This is a genomic window from Sphingomonas flavalba, assembly GCF_004796535.1.
GTDB classification, from domain to species: domain Bacteria; phylum Pseudomonadota; class Alphaproteobacteria; order Sphingomonadales; family Sphingomonadaceae; genus Sphingomonas_L; species Sphingomonas_L flavalba.
Window position 1 is genome coordinate 310544 of record NZ_SPHY01000001.1, and the last position, 17323, is coordinate 327866.

The window sequence follows — 17323 nt, forward strand, 5'->3', positions numbered from 1 at the left end:
GGACAGGACAATGGCACGCATCGCTTTCATCGGACTGGGCAATATGGGCGGCGGTATGGCCGCGAACCTGGCGAAGAAGGGCCATGAGGTGCGCGCGTTCGACCTGGCGGAGGCGGCGCTGGCCCGTGCCGCGGAAGCCGGATGCCTGCCGGCGGCGTCCGCCACCGACGCCGTCGACGGCGCCGATTGCGTCGTGACGATGTTGCCCGCCGGCAAGCATGTCCGCGCCGTCTACGAAGGCGAGATCTTCGGCGCGGCCGCGCCCGGCGCGCTGCTGCTCGATTGCTCGACGATCGACGTCGACACCGCGCGGGCGGTGGGCGCGGCGGCAAGCGAGCGCGGGCTGGGCATGGTCGACGCGCCGGTATCCGGCGGCATCGCTGCTGCCAATGCGGGTACGCTGACCTTCATGGTCGGCGGGTCCGCCGCCGACTTCGCCCGCGCCGAGCCGGTGCTGGCGGCGATGGGCAAGGCGGTGATCCATGCCGGCCCGTCCGGCAGCGGCCAGGCGGCGAAGATCTGCAACAACATGCTGCTCGGCGCGTCGATGATCGCGACCTGCGAGACGTTCGTGCTGGCGAGGAAGCTGGGGCTGGACCTGCAGACTTTCTACGACATCTCGTCCAAGGCGAGCGGCCAGAACTGGTCGATGACCAGTTATTGCCCGGTACCCGGCGTTGGCCCGGAAAGCCCGGCCGACCGCGACTACCAAGGCGGCTTCGCCGCCGCGCTGCAACTGAAGGACCTGAAACTGGCGATGGCGGCGGCACAGAGCGTCGACGCCAGCGTGCCGATGGGCGCGACCGCCGAGGCGCTGTACCAGGCGTTCGCCAATGCCGGGCACGGCGGATTGGATTTCTCCGCGATCATCAGGCTGCTCGACGGCCGATAGGCACGGAGCGGCGGCGATGCGGACGATATCCAGCGACGTGCCGGTCAGGCTCTATCTGCTCGACGACGCGGTCGGCGGGACCGCCGAGACAGTGCTTTACGGTACGCTGGCCGAGGCGCTGGCCGAAGCGGCGACCCTGCCCGCCGAGGTGCAGGACGCGCTCTATATCCAGACCAGCAACGACGTGATCGCCTATCGCGCCTATATAGACGGCTGAATCAGAACCAGGCGCGAACGCCGAACACGACGCTGGTGGCAGAAACATCCTCCCCGGCGGCGCGGGCGAGGCGGGCGGTAGCGCCGGCCTTGCGGTGCCAGGACAAGCCGACATAGGGCGCCCATTCGCGCACCACCTCGTACCGCAGCCGCAGGCCCAGATCGACATCGGACAGGCCGGCGCCGACGTCGCTTTTCGGCACCGCCTGCGCGGAGAGGTTCAGCTCGGCGCGCGGCTGAAGGATCAGGCGCTGGGTGATCCGCTGGTCGTAGCTGCCGCCGAGCCGGGCGAACAGGTCGCCCCGGTCGGACAGGAACAGCGCCGCTTCCACCTCGAACCAGTAGGGGGCGAGCCCCTCGACCCCGATTGTCGCATAGCTGCGCCCCCGGCCCCGCGCGAAATCCTGCCGGGCGCCGGCCTGCAGGTTGAAATAGGGATCGATCGCGCGGCTGTAGAGTAGCTGCCCCTCGGCATGGTCGACGCCGCCGCCGAAGCCGCCCTCCCCCTCCGTCTTGACGACAAGGCGGTTGATGTCGCCGCCGAACCAGCCCTCCGCCGCCCAGCGATAGCCGTCGCGGCCGCGCTGCGCCTGATATTCGGCAAGGTTGATCATCAACTGGGAAAAGCGGCCGCCGCCATGGTCGCGGCGCAGCGCGGCGCGCGACGCGGCCATCGCCGCGCTGCCCCAGGCCCGGTCGGCATAGTCCGCCGGCGGCGCGGGCGGCGGCGGCGCCGACCCCACTGGCAGGGCGGTGCCAGCGGCGGCCGGTTCCGGCATCGCGTGCCCGGCATGGGGATCGGGTGCGGGGGCGGGCGCCGCCGGCATGGTGCAGTGGCCCATCGCCGCATGTTCGGCCGTGCAGGCGGAGGGAGCGGGGGGCGCCATGGTGCAATGGCCCATCGCCGCGTGCTCGGCCGTGCAGCCGGGCGCGGCGGGCGGTGGCGGCGGGGCGGCATGCGCCGGGCCATGGGCCTGCGTCGCGGCGAAGGCGGCGAAAGCGAGCATCATGCTCATGCCGCATCCCCCGCCGGGCGAACGGTGACGACCTGCATCATCCCGGCATGCATGTGGTAGAGCATGTGGCAGTGGAAAGCCCAGTCGCCGGGCGCGTCCATCGTCACGTCGAAGGTCACCATGCCGCCCGGCTGGACCTGCACCGTGTGCTTTCGCGGGGCATGATCGCCATGGCCGGTCACCAGTTCGAAGAAATGGCCGTGCAGGTGGATCGGGTGACCCATCATGGTGTCGTTGACCAGGGTGATGCGGACGCGTTCGTCCTGCCGGAAAGGAATGGGTGCGGTGACCGCATTCAGCGTCTTGCCGTCGAACGCCCACATATAGCGTTCCATGTTGCCGGTCAGGTGGATGCGCATCGCCCGTGCCGGGGCGCGGACATCCGGATTGCGCCGGGCGGCGACAAGATCGCGATAGACGAGCACGCGGTGGCCGGCGTCGGCCAGCCCCTGCCCCGGCTCTCCGGTGCGGTCGGCCGGCATCGGCGATATCGACTGGACGACCGGCGTGCGCTTCACCTCCGGCGCGTTGGCGAAATCGCGCATGCCGTGGTCCATCGCCGCGCCATGGGGTGCGCCGTCCGCCGCCGGGGTGCAATGGCCCATCGCGGCATGTTCGGCGGTGCAGGCATCGCCACCATGCGCCATGCCGCCCATGTCGCCCATGCCCATATCCGCCATCGTCGCGGTCGGGCGCGGGCGCAGCGGCGGCACCGGCGCGACCACGCCGGCGCGCGGGGCAAGCGTGGCGCGGGCCATGCCGGAACGGTCGACGCTTTCGCCGACCAGCGTATAGGCGCGGTCCTCCGCGGGGGTGACGATCACGTCATAGGTTTCGGCGATCGCGATCTGCAGTTCGTCGACGGTCACCGGGCGGACATCCTGCCCGTCGGCCTGCACCACCGTCATCGCCAGGCCGGGGATACGGAGGTTGAACGTGGTCATCGCCGAGGCGTTGACCAGCCGCAGCCGCACCCGTTCCCCCGGCGTGAACAGCGCGGTCCAGTTGTCGGCCGGGCCGTGACCGTTGACCAGATAGGTATAGGCGGCGCCGGTGACGTCGGAAATGTCGGTCGGGTCCATCCGCATCGCGCCCCAGGCGAAACGCTCGGCCGCCGACTGCCCCTCGCCGCGCAGTTGATCGGCCAGCGTCTGCTTCTGGCGGTTGAAGTAACCGCCCTGCAGCTTCAGCCGCCGGAAGATCGCGTGCGGATGGAGCGGGCTGTGGTCCGACAGCACCACCACATGTTCGCGGTCGGAACGGATCGGGTCGGCGCCGGCGGGATCGATGACGATCGGGCCGTAATGCCCCATCTGCTCCTGCAGGCCGGAATGGCTGTGGTACCAGTAGGTCCCCGCCTGGCGGACCGGGAATTCGTAGACGAAGGTCGAGCGCGGCGCGATGCCGGGGAAACTGACGCCGGGCACCCCGTCCATATGGGCAGGCAGCAGCAGCCCGTGCCAGTGGATCGAGCTGTCCTCGTCCAGCGCATTTTCGACATGCAGGCGTACGGCCTGCCCCTCGCGCAGGCGCAGCAGCGGCCCGGGCACGGTGCCGTTGAGGCCGATCGCGTGGCGGGGCTTGCCGTCAACGCTGAGCGTCTGATGGGCGATGCGCAGGTGGATGTCGGTGCCCGACAGCACAGTCGGCGGGCGAACGATGCCGGCCGAGACCGGCTGCGCCCAGGCAGGAAACCATGGCGCAAAGGCAGCGGTGCCGCCGAGCGCGGCCACCCCGCGCAGCAGCTTTCGCCGGTCAAGAGGGACGGTGCTGATCGGGGCCGCGTGCGGGAGCGTCATGGCCGGCGAATCACGCCTGACACTGTGACAGGGTCAACCCCCTTTTCGCGATGTCGCCACCCGGCTTGACCCTGACATGATGTCAGGCCCTATCTGGAACGGCATGAAAGGATCGACTCACATAGGCCATGCCGACGCGCATAAGGATTCCTGTTGCGGCGGCGTGACAGTGGCGCCAGCGGGCGCGACCGCGATCGACCCGGTCTGCGGGATGACCGTCGACCCGGCCACCACGCCGCATCACGCCGAGCAGGACGGCCGTGCCTATCATTTCTGCAGCGCCGGCTGCCGCACGAAGTTCGTCGCCGACCCGGCTGCCTATATGGACGGCCGGCCGCGCCCGGCAGTGGAAGCGCCGGCGGGGGCGATCTGGATCTGCCCGATGCACCCCGAAATCCGCCGCGACGGACCGGCAAGCTGCCCGCTGTGCGGCATGGCGCTGGAGCCGGAGGCGCCGTCGCTGGACGACGCGCCCAACCCCGAGCTGGTCGATTTCACCCGCCGGCTGTGGGTGGCGGGCACGCTGGCGGTGCCGCTGCTGTTCGTATCGATGCTGGGCGACATGGCCGGCATCCATCTGGTCAGCCCGAAGGCGTCGCCCTGGGTCCAGCTGGTGCTGGCCGCGCCGATCGTGCTGTGGGCGGGCGCGCCGTTCTTTGCGCGCGGCTGGGCATCGCTGCGCACCCGCCATCTGAACATGTTCACACTGATCGCGATCGGGGTCGGCGCCGCCTTCGCCTACAGCCTGGTCGCGACGGTGGCACCCGGCCTGCTGCCCGATGCGGCACGCGGGCATGGCGGCATGGTCCCGGTCTATTACGAGGCGGCGGGCGTCGTCGTCGCGCTGGTCCTGCTGGGCCAGGTGCTGGAACTGCGCGCCCGCGCCGCGACCGGCCGGGCGATCCGCGCGCTGATGCGGCTGGCGCCCGACACTGCCCTGCGGCTGCGGAGCGATGGGACGGAAGAAGAGGTGCCGCTGGACAGCGTCACCGTCGGCGACCGGTTGCGCATCCGCCCCGGCGCGGCGGTGCCGGTCGACGGCACGGTGATCGACGGACGCTCCGCCGTCGACGAGGCGATGCTGACCGGGGAGCCCGCGCCAGTCGCCAAGGCAGCCGGGGACACCGTTACCGGCGGCACGGTCAACGGCACCGGCAGCCTGGTGATCGAGGCGAAGGCCGTCGGCGCCGACACCGTGCTGTCGCGCATCGTCCGCATGGTCGCCGAGGCGCAGCGCAGCCGCGCGCCGATCCAGGCCGTCGCCGATCGGGTCGCGGGCTGGTTCGTGCCGCTGGTCGTCGCGATTTCGGCGCTGACCTTCATCGTCTGGGCGCTGATCGGCCCGGAGCCACGGCTGGGCCATGCGCTGCTCAACGCGATCGCGGTGCTGATCATCGCCTGCCCGTGCGCGCTTGGTCTGGCGGCGCCGATGGCGGTGATGGTCGGCACCGGCCGGGGCGCGCGCGCAGGCGTGCTGGTCAAGCATGCCGAGGCGCTGCAGGCGCTGGAGCGCGTCGACACGCTGGTCGTCGACAAGACCGGCACGCTGACCGAGGGCAAGCCCAAGCTGATCGCGATCGAGGCGCAGGACGGCATGGCGGAGGACCGGCTGCTGGCAGTTGCGGCGGCGGTCGAGGCGCGGTCCGAACACCCGCTGGCCCACGCCATCGTCAGCGCCGCCGGCGAGCGCGGGCTGAGCGCCGGCGCGGTGACCGATTTCCAGTCGCATACCGGCAGCGGCGTCAGCGCCATCGTCGACGGCCAGCGCGTCGCCATCGGCAACGCCGCGCAGATGCGGCAGGCCGGCGCCGACCCGGCGGCGCTGGAAGCGCGGGCAGAAATCCACCGCCGTGCCGGGGCCGGGGTGATGCTGATCGCCGTGGACGGCCGGGCGGCCGGGCTGCTTGTCGTCGCCGACCCGCTGCGCCCGTCCGCCGCCGGGGCGCTGGCGGCGCTGCGCCGCGACGGGTTACGGCTGGTGATGCTGACCGGCGACAGCCGGGCGACGGCGGAAGCGGTCGCCGCCGCTGCCGGCGGGCTGGATGCCGTCCATGCCGGGCTGCGGCCCGACGACAAGGCACGGATCATCGCCGAGCTGCGCGCCGGCGGGGCAAAGGTGGCGATGGCCGGCGACGGCATCAACGATGCGCCGGCGCTGGCCGCCGCCGATGTCGGGCTGGCGATGGGCGGCGGCACCGATGTCGCGATCGAAAGCGCCGGCATTACGCTGGTGCGCGGCGATCTGGGTGCTATCGTGCAGGCCCGCCGGCTGGCCGAGGCAACCATGCTGAACATTCGCCAGAACCTGTTCTTCTCCTTCCTGTTCAACGGCATCGGCGTGCCGGTAGCGGCGGGCGTGCTCTACCCGGCCGCCGGCATCCTGATGTCGCCGATGTTCGCCGGCGCGGCGATGGCGCTGTCGTCCTTCGCGGTGGTGATGAACGCGCTGCGCCTGAACCGGGTAGCGTTGTGAAGATCGGTCCGGCGGCGACGGCGAGCGGCGTTTCGGCGCGGATGATCCGCCATTACGAAAAGATGGGGCTGGTGCCGGCGCCGCCCCGGCGCGACAGCGGCTATCGCGATTATTCGGAGGCCGACGTCCATCGGCTGCGCTTCATCGCCAATGCGCGCGACCTGGGCTTTCCGATCGAGGAGATCCGCACCCTGCTCGGCCTGTGGAGCGACGCCGGCCGATCCTCCGCCGACGTCAAGGCGCTGGCCACCGCCCGCGCCGGGGCGCTCGGCCGCAAGGCGCTGGCGCTGGAGGAAATGCGCCGCGTCCTCCTCGACCTGGCCGCGCGCTGCCACGGCGACGACCGGCCCGACTGCCCGATCCTCGACACGCTCGAACGGCAGCCCTGACCGGCGCTAGAGTTTGCCCTGAGCTGCACCGGCCCGCTCCCCCACCCGGCCTCCCCTATGATACTGCCGTTGGGAGGCCGGGTGGGGGAGCGGGCCGGTGCCGTTTCCGCTTCAAGCGGACAAACTCTATTTATACCGGATACCGTCCTTGATGACGACGGCGACGTTGCGCATCGCGCGGATGTCAGCCAGCGGATCCCCGGCGACGACGATGACGTCCGCCACCTTGCCGGCCTCGATCGTGCCGAGATCGGCCTGCCGGCCCAGCGCCTCGGCGCCGTTGCGGGTGGAGGCGATGATGCTCTGCATCGGCGTCATGCCCATCTGCACCATATATTCCATCTCCAGCGCATTGGGGTCGTCCTGCTGGAAGTTGAGGAACGAGGTGCTGTCGGTGCCCATCGAGAACTTGACGCCGGCCTTGATGAAGCGGCGCATGTTCTCGCGCGAGTTCTCCCGCGCCTTCAGCTGGTCGTTGAGCGACGGGCCGGACTGGCCGAACATCGCGCTCCTGGACGCGCGCGGCTGGTAGATCGCCAGGCCGCGATGGTCCGGATTGCGCTTGTTGTAGAGCATCCGGTCGCGGTAGGTCATCAGCGTGCGGTAGTCGTCCGGCGTCGACGACATGATGTAGTCGGTCTCGTTGAACCGGTTCGGATCGTCGGCGTGTTCCGCCCCCGCTACCCGCACGCGCAGCAGCGTGGCGACGATGACGTCGTTCTTCGCAAAGCCGTCGATCGTCTTTTCGTCAAGCAGGAAGCCGCCCTCGAACGGGTGCTCCAGCGTGTCGATCTTGAATTTGAGAAGACGGTTGAAGCCTTCCGGGGTGGCATTGGCATGGACGTCGATCTTCTTGCCGGCGGCATGCCCCATCTCGATGATCCGCTGAATCTGCGCGTCGGAGAAGTCGAGCGTCCCGTCGGCGCTGCCGCCGGAGATTTCGTCGGTCAGGTACAATTTCCAGTACGAGAATTCCGGCCCCATCAGCGGCTGCAGATCCTTCTCGACATCGTCGACGACGAAATAGGCGAAATCGTTGCGGAGCCAGTCCATCGCTTCGGCGGGAGTCCGGTTCTTCTCGGTATAGGATTTGAAATGCTGCGGGCTCATGATCAGCGCGCCGCCCAGCTCGATGCGCGGTCCCGCGATCTCGCCCGCGTCGATCCGGCGCTTGACCGGCAACAGTTGCTTGGCCGGGCCGCTGGTCTGGCGCATCGTCGTCACGCCCTGCATCAGGTAGACGAACGCCTTCTTTTCCATGTTGGAGAAATTATTCTGCCAGCGCGCCCGCAGCTCGTCGATCGGCAGGTCCGCCGCCGGCGCCGGGTAGAGCGGGTTGAGCTGGACGTGCTGGTTGGAGTTGATCAGGCCCGGCATCACCGTCATGCCGCGTGCGTCGAACCGGCGGGCATTGGCGGGAATGGCAACGCTGCCGTCCGGCCCCACCGCCTTGATCCGGCCGCCGTCGATCAGCACGGTATGGCCCGGCTTAGCCGCCGCCCCGGTCGCGTCGATCACCGTGCCGCCGACCAGGGCGATCGGCGTCTCCACCTTGTAAGGCGGCCGCTGCGGGCCGAACCAGCTTGCCGGCGGCTGGCCGGCAGCAGTCGCCGCGGCCGGCGGAGGCGTATCCTCCGCATGCGCCAGCGCCGGTACCGGCCCCAGCGCGCCAACCGACAGCGCCAGTGCGATCAAATAGCGATCCAAGGTCATCATGGCCTCCCCAAACCGGCGTTGCCGCCCGAATATCCACGCCCGAGGGGCGACGTCCCCGCCGCTTCCAGTTGCTATATCGAAGATGATATATTGGATCCAATACTAATACAATCCGCCGATGTCGGCTACCGCACTGGTGCCGCCCAGGTGAACGGATGTGAGGACCTCCAGCGGCCGATCGTCGCAACGGTGCGTTTTCATCATGGCGTTGATGGCGCCTCCTGCCCTAATGAAGCGGCACGGCACGCGAGAGGCCGGAGCAGAGAGGACCGTCGACGATTTCCGCTATCGCCAGCGACACCGCCGCCCCGCCCGGCCGCCGGCCGCTGTACCGGCACCTGTATGTGCAGGTGCTGGCCGCGATCCTGCTCGGTACCGTCATCGGCCATTTCTGGCCGCACCTCGGCGAGGCGCTGAAGCCGGTCGGCGACGGCTTCATCAAGCTGGTCAAGATGATCATCGCGCCGGTCATCTTCCTGACCGTGGCGACCGGCATCGCGGGCATGAAGGAAATGGCGTCGGTCGGCCGAGTGGCAGGCAAGGCCTTCGTCTATTTCCTCGTCTTTTCGACGCTGGCCCTGATCGTCGGGATGGTCGTCGCCAATGTCGTCCAGCCCGGCGCCGGGCTGAACATCGACCCGGCGACGCTCGACACCGACGCGGTCGCGACGTTCAGCGAGAAAGCGCACGAAGCGTCGCTGACCGCCTTCCTGCTCGACATCATCCCGACGACGGCGCTGTCGGCGCTGACCGACGGATCGATCCTGCAGGTGCTGCTGATCGCCATCCTGTTCGGCGTTTCGCTGTCGCTGGTCGGCGAGCCGGCAGCGCCGGTGCTCGACCTGCTGGAGCGGACCGGGCTGGTCGTGTTCCGGCTGGTCGCGATCCTGATGGCGGCGGCGCCGATCGGCGCGCTCGGCGCCATCGCCTTCACCATCGGCCGCTACGGCCTTGGCGCGCTGGTCAACCTGGGCGCCCTGGTCGCGACATTCTATCTGACGTCGCTGCTGTTCGTGCTGGTCGTGCTCGGCGCCGTCGCGCGGCTGACCGGCTTTTCGATCCTCGCCCTCTGCCGCTACCTGAAGGCGGAGCTGTTGCTGGTCCTCGGCACGTCGTCGTCGGAAGCCGCGCTGCCCAGCCTGATCGACAAGATGCAGGCGGCGGGGTGCAGCAAGCCGGTGGTCGGGCTGGTCGTGCCGACCGGCTATTCGTTCAACCTCGACGGCACCAACATCTACATGTCGCTGGCAGCGCTGTTCATCGCCCAGGCGTGCAACGTCGATCTGTCGCTGGGCGATCAGATCGCGCTGCTGCTGGTCGCGATGATCAGTTCCAAGGGCGCCGCCGGGGTGACCGGCGCCGGCTTCATCACCCTGGCGGCGACGCTGTCGATCGTCCCGTCGGTGCCGGTCGCCGGCATGGCGCTGATCCTTGGGGTCGACCGGTTCATGAGCGAATGCCGGTCGCTGACCAACTTCATCGGCAACGCGGTGGCGACGGTGGTCGTCGCCCGCTGGGAGGGCGCGCTGGACCGGGTGCAACTGGACCGCGCGCTGGCCGGGGCGCCGCAGCCGCTGGCCCGCCCGTCGATCGAACAGGACCCGGACTGAGGGCGTTTCGGGCGACGGGCCGACGATTGGCTGCGATACATCGCCCAAACCCTGCTCAGGCCGTCTGGACCAGTGCCTATTCCCGCGTCTAGGAGGCAAGCGCGACCACAAGGAAGGATTTGCACATGAACAACGCCGATATCGCCGACACGCTTGCCGCCGGCCAGGGCCTTTCCAAGGCCGACGCGCGCAAGGCGGTCGACGCGGTTTTCGCCGCGATCGCCGATGCCGCCGCCCGGGGCGAGGAAGTCTCCCTCAACGGTTTCGGCAAGTTCAAGATCAAGGACAGCCCCGCGCGCGAAGGCCGCAACCCGGCGACCGGCGCGACCATCCAGATCGCAGCGTCGAAGAAGCTGTCCTTCACCGCCGCCAAGGCGGTCAAGGACCGGCTGAACGGCTGAGCCGTGAGCCTGGCGTCCGTCCGGGCCTTCTTTGCGGAGAAGGCCCCCGACATCGCCATCATCGCCCAGGCGGCGAGCACGGCCACCGTGGCCGAAGCCGCCGCCACGCTGGGCGTCGCCCCGGCCCGGATCGCCAAGACATTGTCGATCCGGGTCGACGGGCAGCCGATGCTGGTCGTCACCCGCGGCGATTCGCGGCTCGACAACCGCAAGACCAAGGCAGCGTTCGGCGACCGCCCGCGCATGCTGGGCGCCGAAGAGGTCGAGACACTGACCGGCCATCCGCCGGGCGGCGTCTGCCCGTTCGGGCTGGCGACGGCGATCCCCGTCTACTGCGACGTATCGCTGCAGGCATTCGACACCGTCTACCCGGCGGCGGGAACGCGCACCGCCTCCGTCTGCATTGCCCCGGAACGGATGGTCGCGCTGACCGGCGCCGCTTGGGTCGACATCTGCACCATCCCCGAGCCCGAAAACGGGTAGCGCCTGCCGCTACGCCGCCGCGCATGCGAGGATGGCGTGGGAGAGCCCGGTTGTGCCGGCGCCCTATTCCGCTTCGGTGAAATCGAACTGGACGATCTTGGTCGGCGTCGCCCGGCAATAGATCGGCAGGGTGCGCGGCCCGTCCGGATAAGTGCCGGTCAGCACCGCGCCGAACCGCCAGCCGCCGTTGCCCGGCTCCAGCGAGGTCAGCCTGTCGTAGGACAGGCGGGTGCCGCCGGTCGCGCCAATCTGGCGCGCCGCTTCGTTCAGGCATGTCTGGATCGACGGCCGCGACGCGGTCGGCAACGGCGACAGGTCGGCGGTGATCACCGCCGGCGGGCCGGGCGGGAAACTGGCGGGCACCTGCGGTTCTGGCGTCGCCGCAGTAGTCTGGTCCGCCTTCTTTTTGTTGGCGTTGCTGGCGAGCAGGGCAAGCAGGCCGCCGGCGACGGCAACACCGGCGATGATCGCACCGGTGCTCGGCCCCTTGTCGCGGTCGGCACCCGGATCGGGGCGTGGATAGTGCCCGCTGCCGGTATAGCGGCCATAGGCGAATTCGGCGCGGCAGCCGCGATCGACCCAGATCGCCTGGCGGTCATAGCCCCAGCTCCGCCCTTCGGTGCAGGTGCCGCCGAGACGGCGGATCAACTGGACGCGGTTGCCGGTATCGGCGACGCAGCGCTGCCGCCGGTTCTTGCGCGATTCGCAGCGCAGCGTCTGGGCATAGTCACTCGCCGGCGGCCGGATGTGCGACCGGTCCGGATAAGGCGCCGGCCGGGTCTGCGCGGCGAGCGGCGCCGGCGCCGAACCGGCCAGCAAGGCGGCGATCGCCAACGCGGCCGCGGGTGAATCTGTCATCCCCTGTCTCCCCCCTCCCCACGCGACGGACGGCAAAATCCTTGTACTTTCAAGTCGTGTAGGCCATCGCAACGCCGGTGCGCCGCCAGTCTACCGGCGCGCGCGGAAACGACAAAACGAAATCGAATTCACGACGGACGGAAAGGACGAAGGGGGATCATGGCGACGGAGCAGGAGCCGCTGACGCTTCCGGCGGAGGCGATGCGCGCGCTCGGCTATCGCGTGGTCGACATGCTGATCGACCATCGCGCCGGGCTGGCCGACAAGCCGGTCGGGCGCAAGGCGGGGCGCGCAACGCTGGAGGCGCTGCTGCGCGAGCCGGTGCCGGAGCGGCCGGGCGACCCGGCGGCGCTGCTCGACCGGCTGGAGCGCGATGTGCTTCCCAACATGCTGCACGTCGACCATCCACGCTTCTTCGCCTTCGTACCCGGCGCCAGCAACTTCGTCAGCGTGATGGCGGAAACGCTGTCCGCCGGCCTCAACTGCTTTGCCGGCACCTGGTATGCCGGGTCCGGCCCGGCGCAGGTCGAGCTGGTGGTGATCGACTGGCTGCGCGCGCTTTGCGGCTTGCCGGAGGGCGCGGGCGGCCTGTTCGTCAGCGGCGGATCGATGGCGAACCTGACCGCGCTGGCGGTGGCGCGCAGCGCGATCCTTGCCGACCGCACCGACGGCGCCGTCGCCTATACCAGCGACCAGACCCATTCGTCGGTCGCGCGGGCACTGCGCGTGCTTGGCCTGACCGACGACCGCATCCGCATCCTGCCGAGCGACGAGCAGTTCCGCCTGCCGGTCGACCGGCTTCAACAGGCGATCGCCGCCGATCGTGCCGCCGGGCGCAAACCGTTCTGCGTGATCGCCAATGCGGGCACCACCAACACCGGCGCGATCGATCCGCTGCCGGCGCTGGCCGCACTGTGCCGGGCGCAGGGCATGTGGTTGCACGCCGACGGCGCCTATGGCGCGCCGGCGGTGCTGACCGAGAGCGGCCGCACCCTGCTCACCGGGCTGGGCGGCGTCGATTCGCTGTCGCTCGACCCGCATAAATGGCTGTTCCAGCCGTTCGAGACCGGCTGCGTGCTGGTGCGCGACCGAACCCTGCTGCGCGACACCTTCCAGGTGATGCCGGAATATCTGCGCGACACGCTGGGCACAGCGGAGGAAGTGAATTTCGGCAATTACGGCATCCAGTTGACCCGTGGCTTCCGCGCGCTGAAGCTCTGGCTGTCGCTCCAAACGTTCGGGCTGGACGCGTTCCGCACCGCGATCGCGCGCGGCATCGCACTCGCCGAGCTGGCGGAGGCGGTGCTGCGCGCCGGCGACCCGGCCTGGCAGGTGGCGACTCCGGCGCAGATCGGCGTCACTACCTTCCGCTACCGCCCGGCCGGGATGGCCGACGCGGCGGTCGACGCGCTGCAGGGCCGGATCGTCGAGGCGCTGATGGCGGAAGGGCGGGCGCTGGTCACGTCGACGGTGCTGAACGGGCGTTCGGTGCTGCGGCTGTGCACGATCAACCCGCGGACGAGCGACGCCGACATTCGCGATACGGTGGCTGACCTGGCCCGCATCGGCGCCGCGCTGGCGGCCGAGGCGGCCGGGGACGCGCCCGCCGTCCACCCGGCCGACCCGCATTCAGCCGCGATCGGCGGCGCCTGAGGCCGGCGGATCGAGCCGGACGCGCCGCCGCTCCTCTGCACAGGCGACGGCAAGGAAGTCGAGCAGCGTGCGGACGGACGGCAGCAGGCCGCGCCGCGACGGGAACACCGCGTGGATGATTCCGGCGGGCGGGCGCCAGTCGGGCAGGACATGGACCAGCCGACCGGCCGCGACATCGCGCCAGATCATCATCGTCGGTAGCTGGACGACGCCGATGCCGGCGACCGCCGCTTCGCGCAGCATCGCCATATCGTCCGTCACCAGCCGCGGCGTATGAGGGACGGCGGCCGTCTGCCCGTCGGCGCGTTCGAGCTGCCACTGATGGGTACCGCGCGGCGCCGACAGCGACAGGCTGGGCAGGCCCGGCAGGTCCGCCGGCGAGCGCGGCGGCACGGCGAGCAGCGTCGGGCTGGCGACCAGGCACTGGGTGCTGCTGTCCAGCCGGCGCATGACCAGATCGCTCGGCGGGATCGGCGGGAAGCGGACACGGATAGCCATGTCGAACCCTTCCGCGATCAGGTCGACGCGGCGATTGGTGCTTCCAAGGTGAAGCTCCACCGCCGGGTGGTGGGCCATGAACCGCGCGAACAGCGCGGCGAACTGGAAATCGAGCAGCGCCATCGGACAACTGACCCGGACCACCCCGCGCGGTTCCGCCCGCAGTTCGGCGACGATCTGCTCGGCCGCCTCCGCCTCGACCAGCATCGCGACGCAGCGCTCGTAATATTCACGCCCGACCTCCGTCACCGAGAAGCGCCGCGACGAGCGGTTGAGCAGCCGCACCCCAAGCCGCGCCTCCAGTTGGGCAACGCGGCGGCTGAGCTTCGACTTCTGCAGCCCGATCGCCCGCCCAGCCGCCGCGAAGCCGCCGTGATCGACGACCTGGACGAAATAATAGAGGTCGTTCAGATCCTGCATCGTCCTGTTCATAGGACGCAGGGTCCGCCATCTCAATCTTTCCGATTGTTCGTCCTGCGTTTATCTCTGCTGGCGAAGGGGTGACGGCAACCCGCCACCCCAGGAGACAAACGATGACCAGGAAGATTCTCGGCCGCTACGGCAATACCCCCGGCCACTGGGTCGGCGACGGCTTCCCCGTCCGCTCGCTGTTTTCGTACAACATGCTGGGCGCGCATATCAGCCCGTTCCTGCTGCTCGATTATGCCGGGCCGCATGTGTTCGAGCCGACGGAGGCGCGGCGCGGCGTCGGCCAGCATCCGCACCGGGGCTTCGAGACGGTGACCATCGTCTATGACGGCGAGGTCGAGCACCGCGATTCCGCCGGCAATGGCGGCATCATCGGGCCGGGCGACGTCCAGTGGATGACGGCGGCGGGCGGCATCCTGCACGAGGAATATCACTCGGCCGCCTTTGCCAGGACCGGCGGGCCGTTCCGCATGGTGCAGCTGTGGGTCAACCTGCCGGCGAAGGACAAGATGACGCCGGGTGCCTATCAGGCGATCACCGCGGCGGACATCCCGACCGTCACCCTGCCCGGCGGCGCCGGGACGGCGCGGATCATCGCCGGCACGTTCGGCGATGCGCGGGGGCCGGCGCGGACCTTCACGCCAATCAACGTCTGGGACGTGCGGCTGAACCGCGACGCCGACGTGACGCTCGACCTGCCGGAAGGCCACACCGCGATGCTGGTCGTGCTTGGCGGCCACGTCACGGTCAACGGCACCCAGGCGGCGAGCGAAGCGGAAGTCGTGCTGCTCGACCGGACCGGCGGCGGCGTGGCCGTCCACGCCGACGGCGACGCCAAGCTGCTGGTGCTGACCGGCGAGCCGATCGACGAGCCGATTGTCGGCTACGGCCCGTTCGTGATGAACAGCGAGGCGGAGATCCGCCAGGCGATCGACGACTTCAACGCCGGTCGCTTCGCCGTCGCCGCCTGACCCGGTGCGGCCCGGTCCTTCGGGATCGGGCCGCATTTTTTCGAGCCCGACCCACCACCGGGCGAGGCGGCGAAGATGCACGTTGTCGAATACCTGTAACATCGCGAAGGCAGGCGGAAGCGAAGCGAAAGGAATAGCAGCGGGCGCGATGTCGTGAAGAACTACCCGACCGGCACCTCGAACACGATGGCGGCGGTGATCTATGGTGGGCGGCCGGGCGAAAGCCGGACGCCGTTCAGCGCCGCCGCCTGCCACCACCATTGGTATGACTCCGGCGTTTCGGCCGACGACGGCAGTTTCGACCGGGGCTATGCGGGCCGAGCCGACGCCGGCTTGACCGGCGACCGATCCCACCATCGCCGGCCCGGCGGGCCGACTGAACATATCGTTGCCAACAGGAGAAACCGGATGACCAGGCCCGGAATCGTCGCCGCGCTGACCGCGCTGCTGTTGCCGCTGACCGCGGCATGCACCACCGTCCAGGGCACGCCGCCGGCGGTCACAAGCGCCAGCTTCGACGGGCGGGCGCGCAACGTCATCCTGTTCATCGGCGACGGCATGGGCGTATCGACGGTGACCGCCGGGCGCATCTACGACGGCCAGTCGCGCGGCGGCACCGGCGAGGAGAACCTGCTGGCGTTCGAGCATTTCCCGCAGCTTGCGCTGGTCAAGACCTACAACACCAACCAGCAGGTGCCCGACAGCGCCGGCACCGCTTCCGCGATCAACACCGGAGTCAAGACACGCGCCGGGGTGATCGGCGTCGGGCCGGAAAGCCTGCGCGGCGACTGCGCCGGGGCGCTGGCTCACCGCCTGCCGACGCTGGCGGAAACGCTGGCGGGGCGCGGCAAGGCGATCGGCATCGTGTCGACCGCGCGGATCACCCACGCTACCCCGGCGGCAGTGTTCGCCCATGTCCCGGAACGCGGCTGGGAGGACGACGCCGCCATCCCCGACGCGGAGCGCACCAAGGGGTGCCAGGACATCGCGCGCCAGCTTGTCGACTTCCCGTTCACCCTGGCGATGGGCGGCGGCCGGGCGCATTTCTTCGGCAAGAACGCGGGCGGGGCGCGGCGCGACGGCGCGGCCGATCTGCCGGCCGAATGGGCGGCGCGGACCGGCGGCGTCTATGTGCAGGGCCGGGCCGAGATGGAGGCCGCGCTGGCCGACGACCGCCCCGTGCTCGGCCTGTTTACCGATTCGCACATGACCTACACGCTCGACCGCGCGCCGGACTCGGCGGAGCCGACGCTCGCCGAGATGACGCAGGCGGCGATCGCCCGGCTGGCGCGCCACCCGGGCGGCTATTTCCTGATGATCGAGGGCGGCCGCATCGATCACGGCCATCATGACGGCAAGGCCGCCTATGCGCTGCGCGAGGTGCAGGAACTGTCGAAGGCGGTCGCCGTCGCCCGCGCCAGCGTCGACCTGTCCGACACGCTGGTGCTGGTGACCGCCGACCACAGCCATGTCTTCACCCTCGGCGGCTATGCGACGCGCGGCAACCCGATCCTGGGGCTGGTGACCGGCAACGACGCGCGCGGCGTGGCGAACGACCAGCCGAGCCTGGCCAGCGACGGCCAGCCCTATACCACGCTCGGCTATCGCAACGGCCCCGGCGCGGTGACCACCAGCCCCCGCCCCGCCCCATCGGCCGATCCGATGACGCGGCAGCAGGCGCTCGTCCCGCTCGGCGCCGAGACTCATGGGGGCGAGGATGTTCCGCTCTACGCGATCGGCGCCGGGTCCGCGCAGGTACGCGGCGTGATCGAGCAGAACCGCATTCACGACATCATCCTGAACGCGCTTGCCGAGTGAGCACCCCGCAGCGTCTGGGCAGGCAGGCGCGTTCGTCCCGGCCAACTCACCATGCGTCGCAAAATTAATTTTTCGGTAACCCGCCCGCACCGTACACCCGT

Annotated in this window: 15 protein-coding genes; 10 read left to right on the plus strand and 5 right to left on the minus strand. The window is 69.9% G+C overall.

The genetic code is table 11. The annotated features are described in order from the left end of the window. The first annotated feature begins 10 nt into the window (after nucleotides 1–10). Together mmsB and E4A53_RS01430 are read left to right on the plus strand one after the other, a co-directional pair. Complete coding sequence (gene mmsB, locus E4A53_RS01425; protein ID WP_136161317.1) at nucleotides 11–892, plus strand: 3-hydroxyisobutyrate dehydrogenase; 882 nt, start codon at nucleotides 11–13, stop codon at nucleotides 890–892. Between the two features lie 16 nt (nucleotides 893–908). After that, nucleotides 909–1109, plus strand: a complete 201-nt coding sequence (locus E4A53_RS01430; protein WP_136161318.1) for a hypothetical protein — start codon at nucleotides 909–911, stop codon at nucleotides 1107–1109. A gap of 1 nt (nucleotide 1110) precedes the next feature. Here E4A53_RS01430 and E4A53_RS01435 read toward each other — a convergent pair whose 3' ends face one another. Both E4A53_RS01435 and E4A53_RS01440 read right to left on the minus strand, forming a co-directional pair. Beyond that, entirely contained in the window at nucleotides 1111–2124 is a 1014-nt protein-coding gene (locus E4A53_RS01435; RefSeq protein WP_136161319.1) for a copper resistance protein B, read from the minus strand. Beyond that, nucleotides 2121–3923, minus strand: coding sequence for a copper resistance system multicopper oxidase (locus tag E4A53_RS01440; RefSeq protein ID WP_136161320.1), 1803 nt, complete (start codon nucleotides 3921–3923; stop codon nucleotides 2121–2123). Before E4A53_RS01440 ends, E4A53_RS01435 begins: the two co-directional genes overlap by 4 nt. Before the next feature lie 103 nt (nucleotides 3924–4026). Between E4A53_RS01440 and E4A53_RS01445 the strand changes: the two genes are divergently transcribed. Next, on the plus strand, nucleotides 4027–6396 hold the full coding sequence (locus E4A53_RS01445) for a heavy metal translocating P-type ATPase (protein ID WP_136161321.1): 2370 nt from the start codon (nucleotides 4027–4029) through the stop codon (nucleotides 6394–6396). Next, complete coding sequence (locus tag E4A53_RS01450; RefSeq protein WP_136161322.1) at nucleotides 6393–6785, plus strand: Cu(I)-responsive transcriptional regulator; 393 nt, start codon at nucleotides 6393–6395, stop codon at nucleotides 6783–6785. The genes E4A53_RS01445 and E4A53_RS01450 overlap by 4 nt, the downstream gene beginning before the upstream one ends. A gap of 126 nt (nucleotides 6786–6911) precedes the next feature. Here the strand turns inward: E4A53_RS01450 and E4A53_RS01455 are convergent, their stop codons facing one another. Beyond that, nucleotides 6912–8501, minus strand: a complete 1590-nt coding sequence (locus tag E4A53_RS01455) for an amidohydrolase family protein (protein WP_136161323.1) — start codon at nucleotides 8499–8501, stop codon at nucleotides 6912–6914. A gap of 278 nt (nucleotides 8502–8779) precedes the next feature. Between E4A53_RS01455 and E4A53_RS01460 the strand changes: the two genes are divergently transcribed. From E4A53_RS01460 to E4A53_RS01470, 3 genes are all read left to right on the plus strand, one after another. Then, nucleotides 8780–10111, plus strand: a complete 1332-nt coding sequence (locus tag E4A53_RS01460; protein ID WP_136161324.1) for a dicarboxylate/amino acid:cation symporter — start codon at nucleotides 8780–8782, stop codon at nucleotides 10109–10111. Between the two features lie 125 nt (nucleotides 10112–10236). Next, nucleotides 10237–10512, plus strand: a complete 276-nt coding sequence (locus E4A53_RS01465) for an HU family DNA-binding protein (protein WP_136161325.1) — start codon at nucleotides 10237–10239, stop codon at nucleotides 10510–10512. A 3-nt stretch (nucleotides 10513–10515) separates the two neighbouring features. Then, on the plus strand, nucleotides 10516–10995 hold the full coding sequence (locus E4A53_RS01470; protein ID WP_136161326.1) for a YbaK/EbsC family protein: 480 nt from the start codon (nucleotides 10516–10518) through the stop codon (nucleotides 10993–10995). 63 nt (nucleotides 10996–11058) lie between these two features. Here the strand turns inward: E4A53_RS01470 and E4A53_RS01475 are convergent, their stop codons facing one another. Next, nucleotides 11059–11853: a DUF3011 domain-containing protein gene (locus tag E4A53_RS01475; RefSeq protein ID WP_136161327.1), complete on the minus strand. Its 795-nt coding sequence runs from the start codon at nucleotides 11851–11853 to the stop codon at nucleotides 11059–11061. Nucleotides 11854–12012: 159 nt separating this feature from the next. Between E4A53_RS01475 and E4A53_RS01480 the strand changes: the two genes are divergently transcribed. Beyond that, nucleotides 12013–13506 carry a pyridoxal phosphate-dependent decarboxylase family protein gene (locus tag E4A53_RS01480; RefSeq protein ID WP_136161328.1) on the plus strand — a complete coding sequence of 498 codons (1494 nt, stop codon included), beginning with the start codon at nucleotides 12013–12015 and terminating at the stop codon, nucleotides 13504–13506. Here E4A53_RS01480 and E4A53_RS01485 read toward each other — a convergent pair. Next, nucleotides 13483–14424, minus strand: coding sequence for a LysR substrate-binding domain-containing protein (locus E4A53_RS01485; RefSeq protein WP_136161329.1), 942 nt, complete (start codon nucleotides 14422–14424; stop codon nucleotides 13483–13485). The two genes, E4A53_RS01480 and E4A53_RS01485, sit on opposite strands and share 24 nt — an antisense overlap. 113 nt (nucleotides 14425–14537) lie before the next feature. Here E4A53_RS01485 and E4A53_RS01490 point away from each other — a divergent pair, with 113 nt between their 5' ends. Together E4A53_RS01490 and E4A53_RS01495 are read left to right on the plus strand one after the other, a co-directional pair. Beyond that, nucleotides 14538–15404: a pirin family protein gene (locus E4A53_RS01490; protein WP_136161330.1), complete on the plus strand. Its 867-nt coding sequence runs from the start codon at nucleotides 14538–14540 to the stop codon at nucleotides 15402–15404. Nucleotides 15405–15557: 153 nt separating this feature from the next. Beyond that, on the plus strand, nucleotides 15558–17222 hold the full coding sequence (locus tag E4A53_RS01495; protein ID WP_239018081.1) for an alkaline phosphatase: 1665 nt from the start codon (nucleotides 15558–15560) through the stop codon (nucleotides 17220–17222). Nucleotides 17223–17323 lie beyond the last annotated feature (101 nt).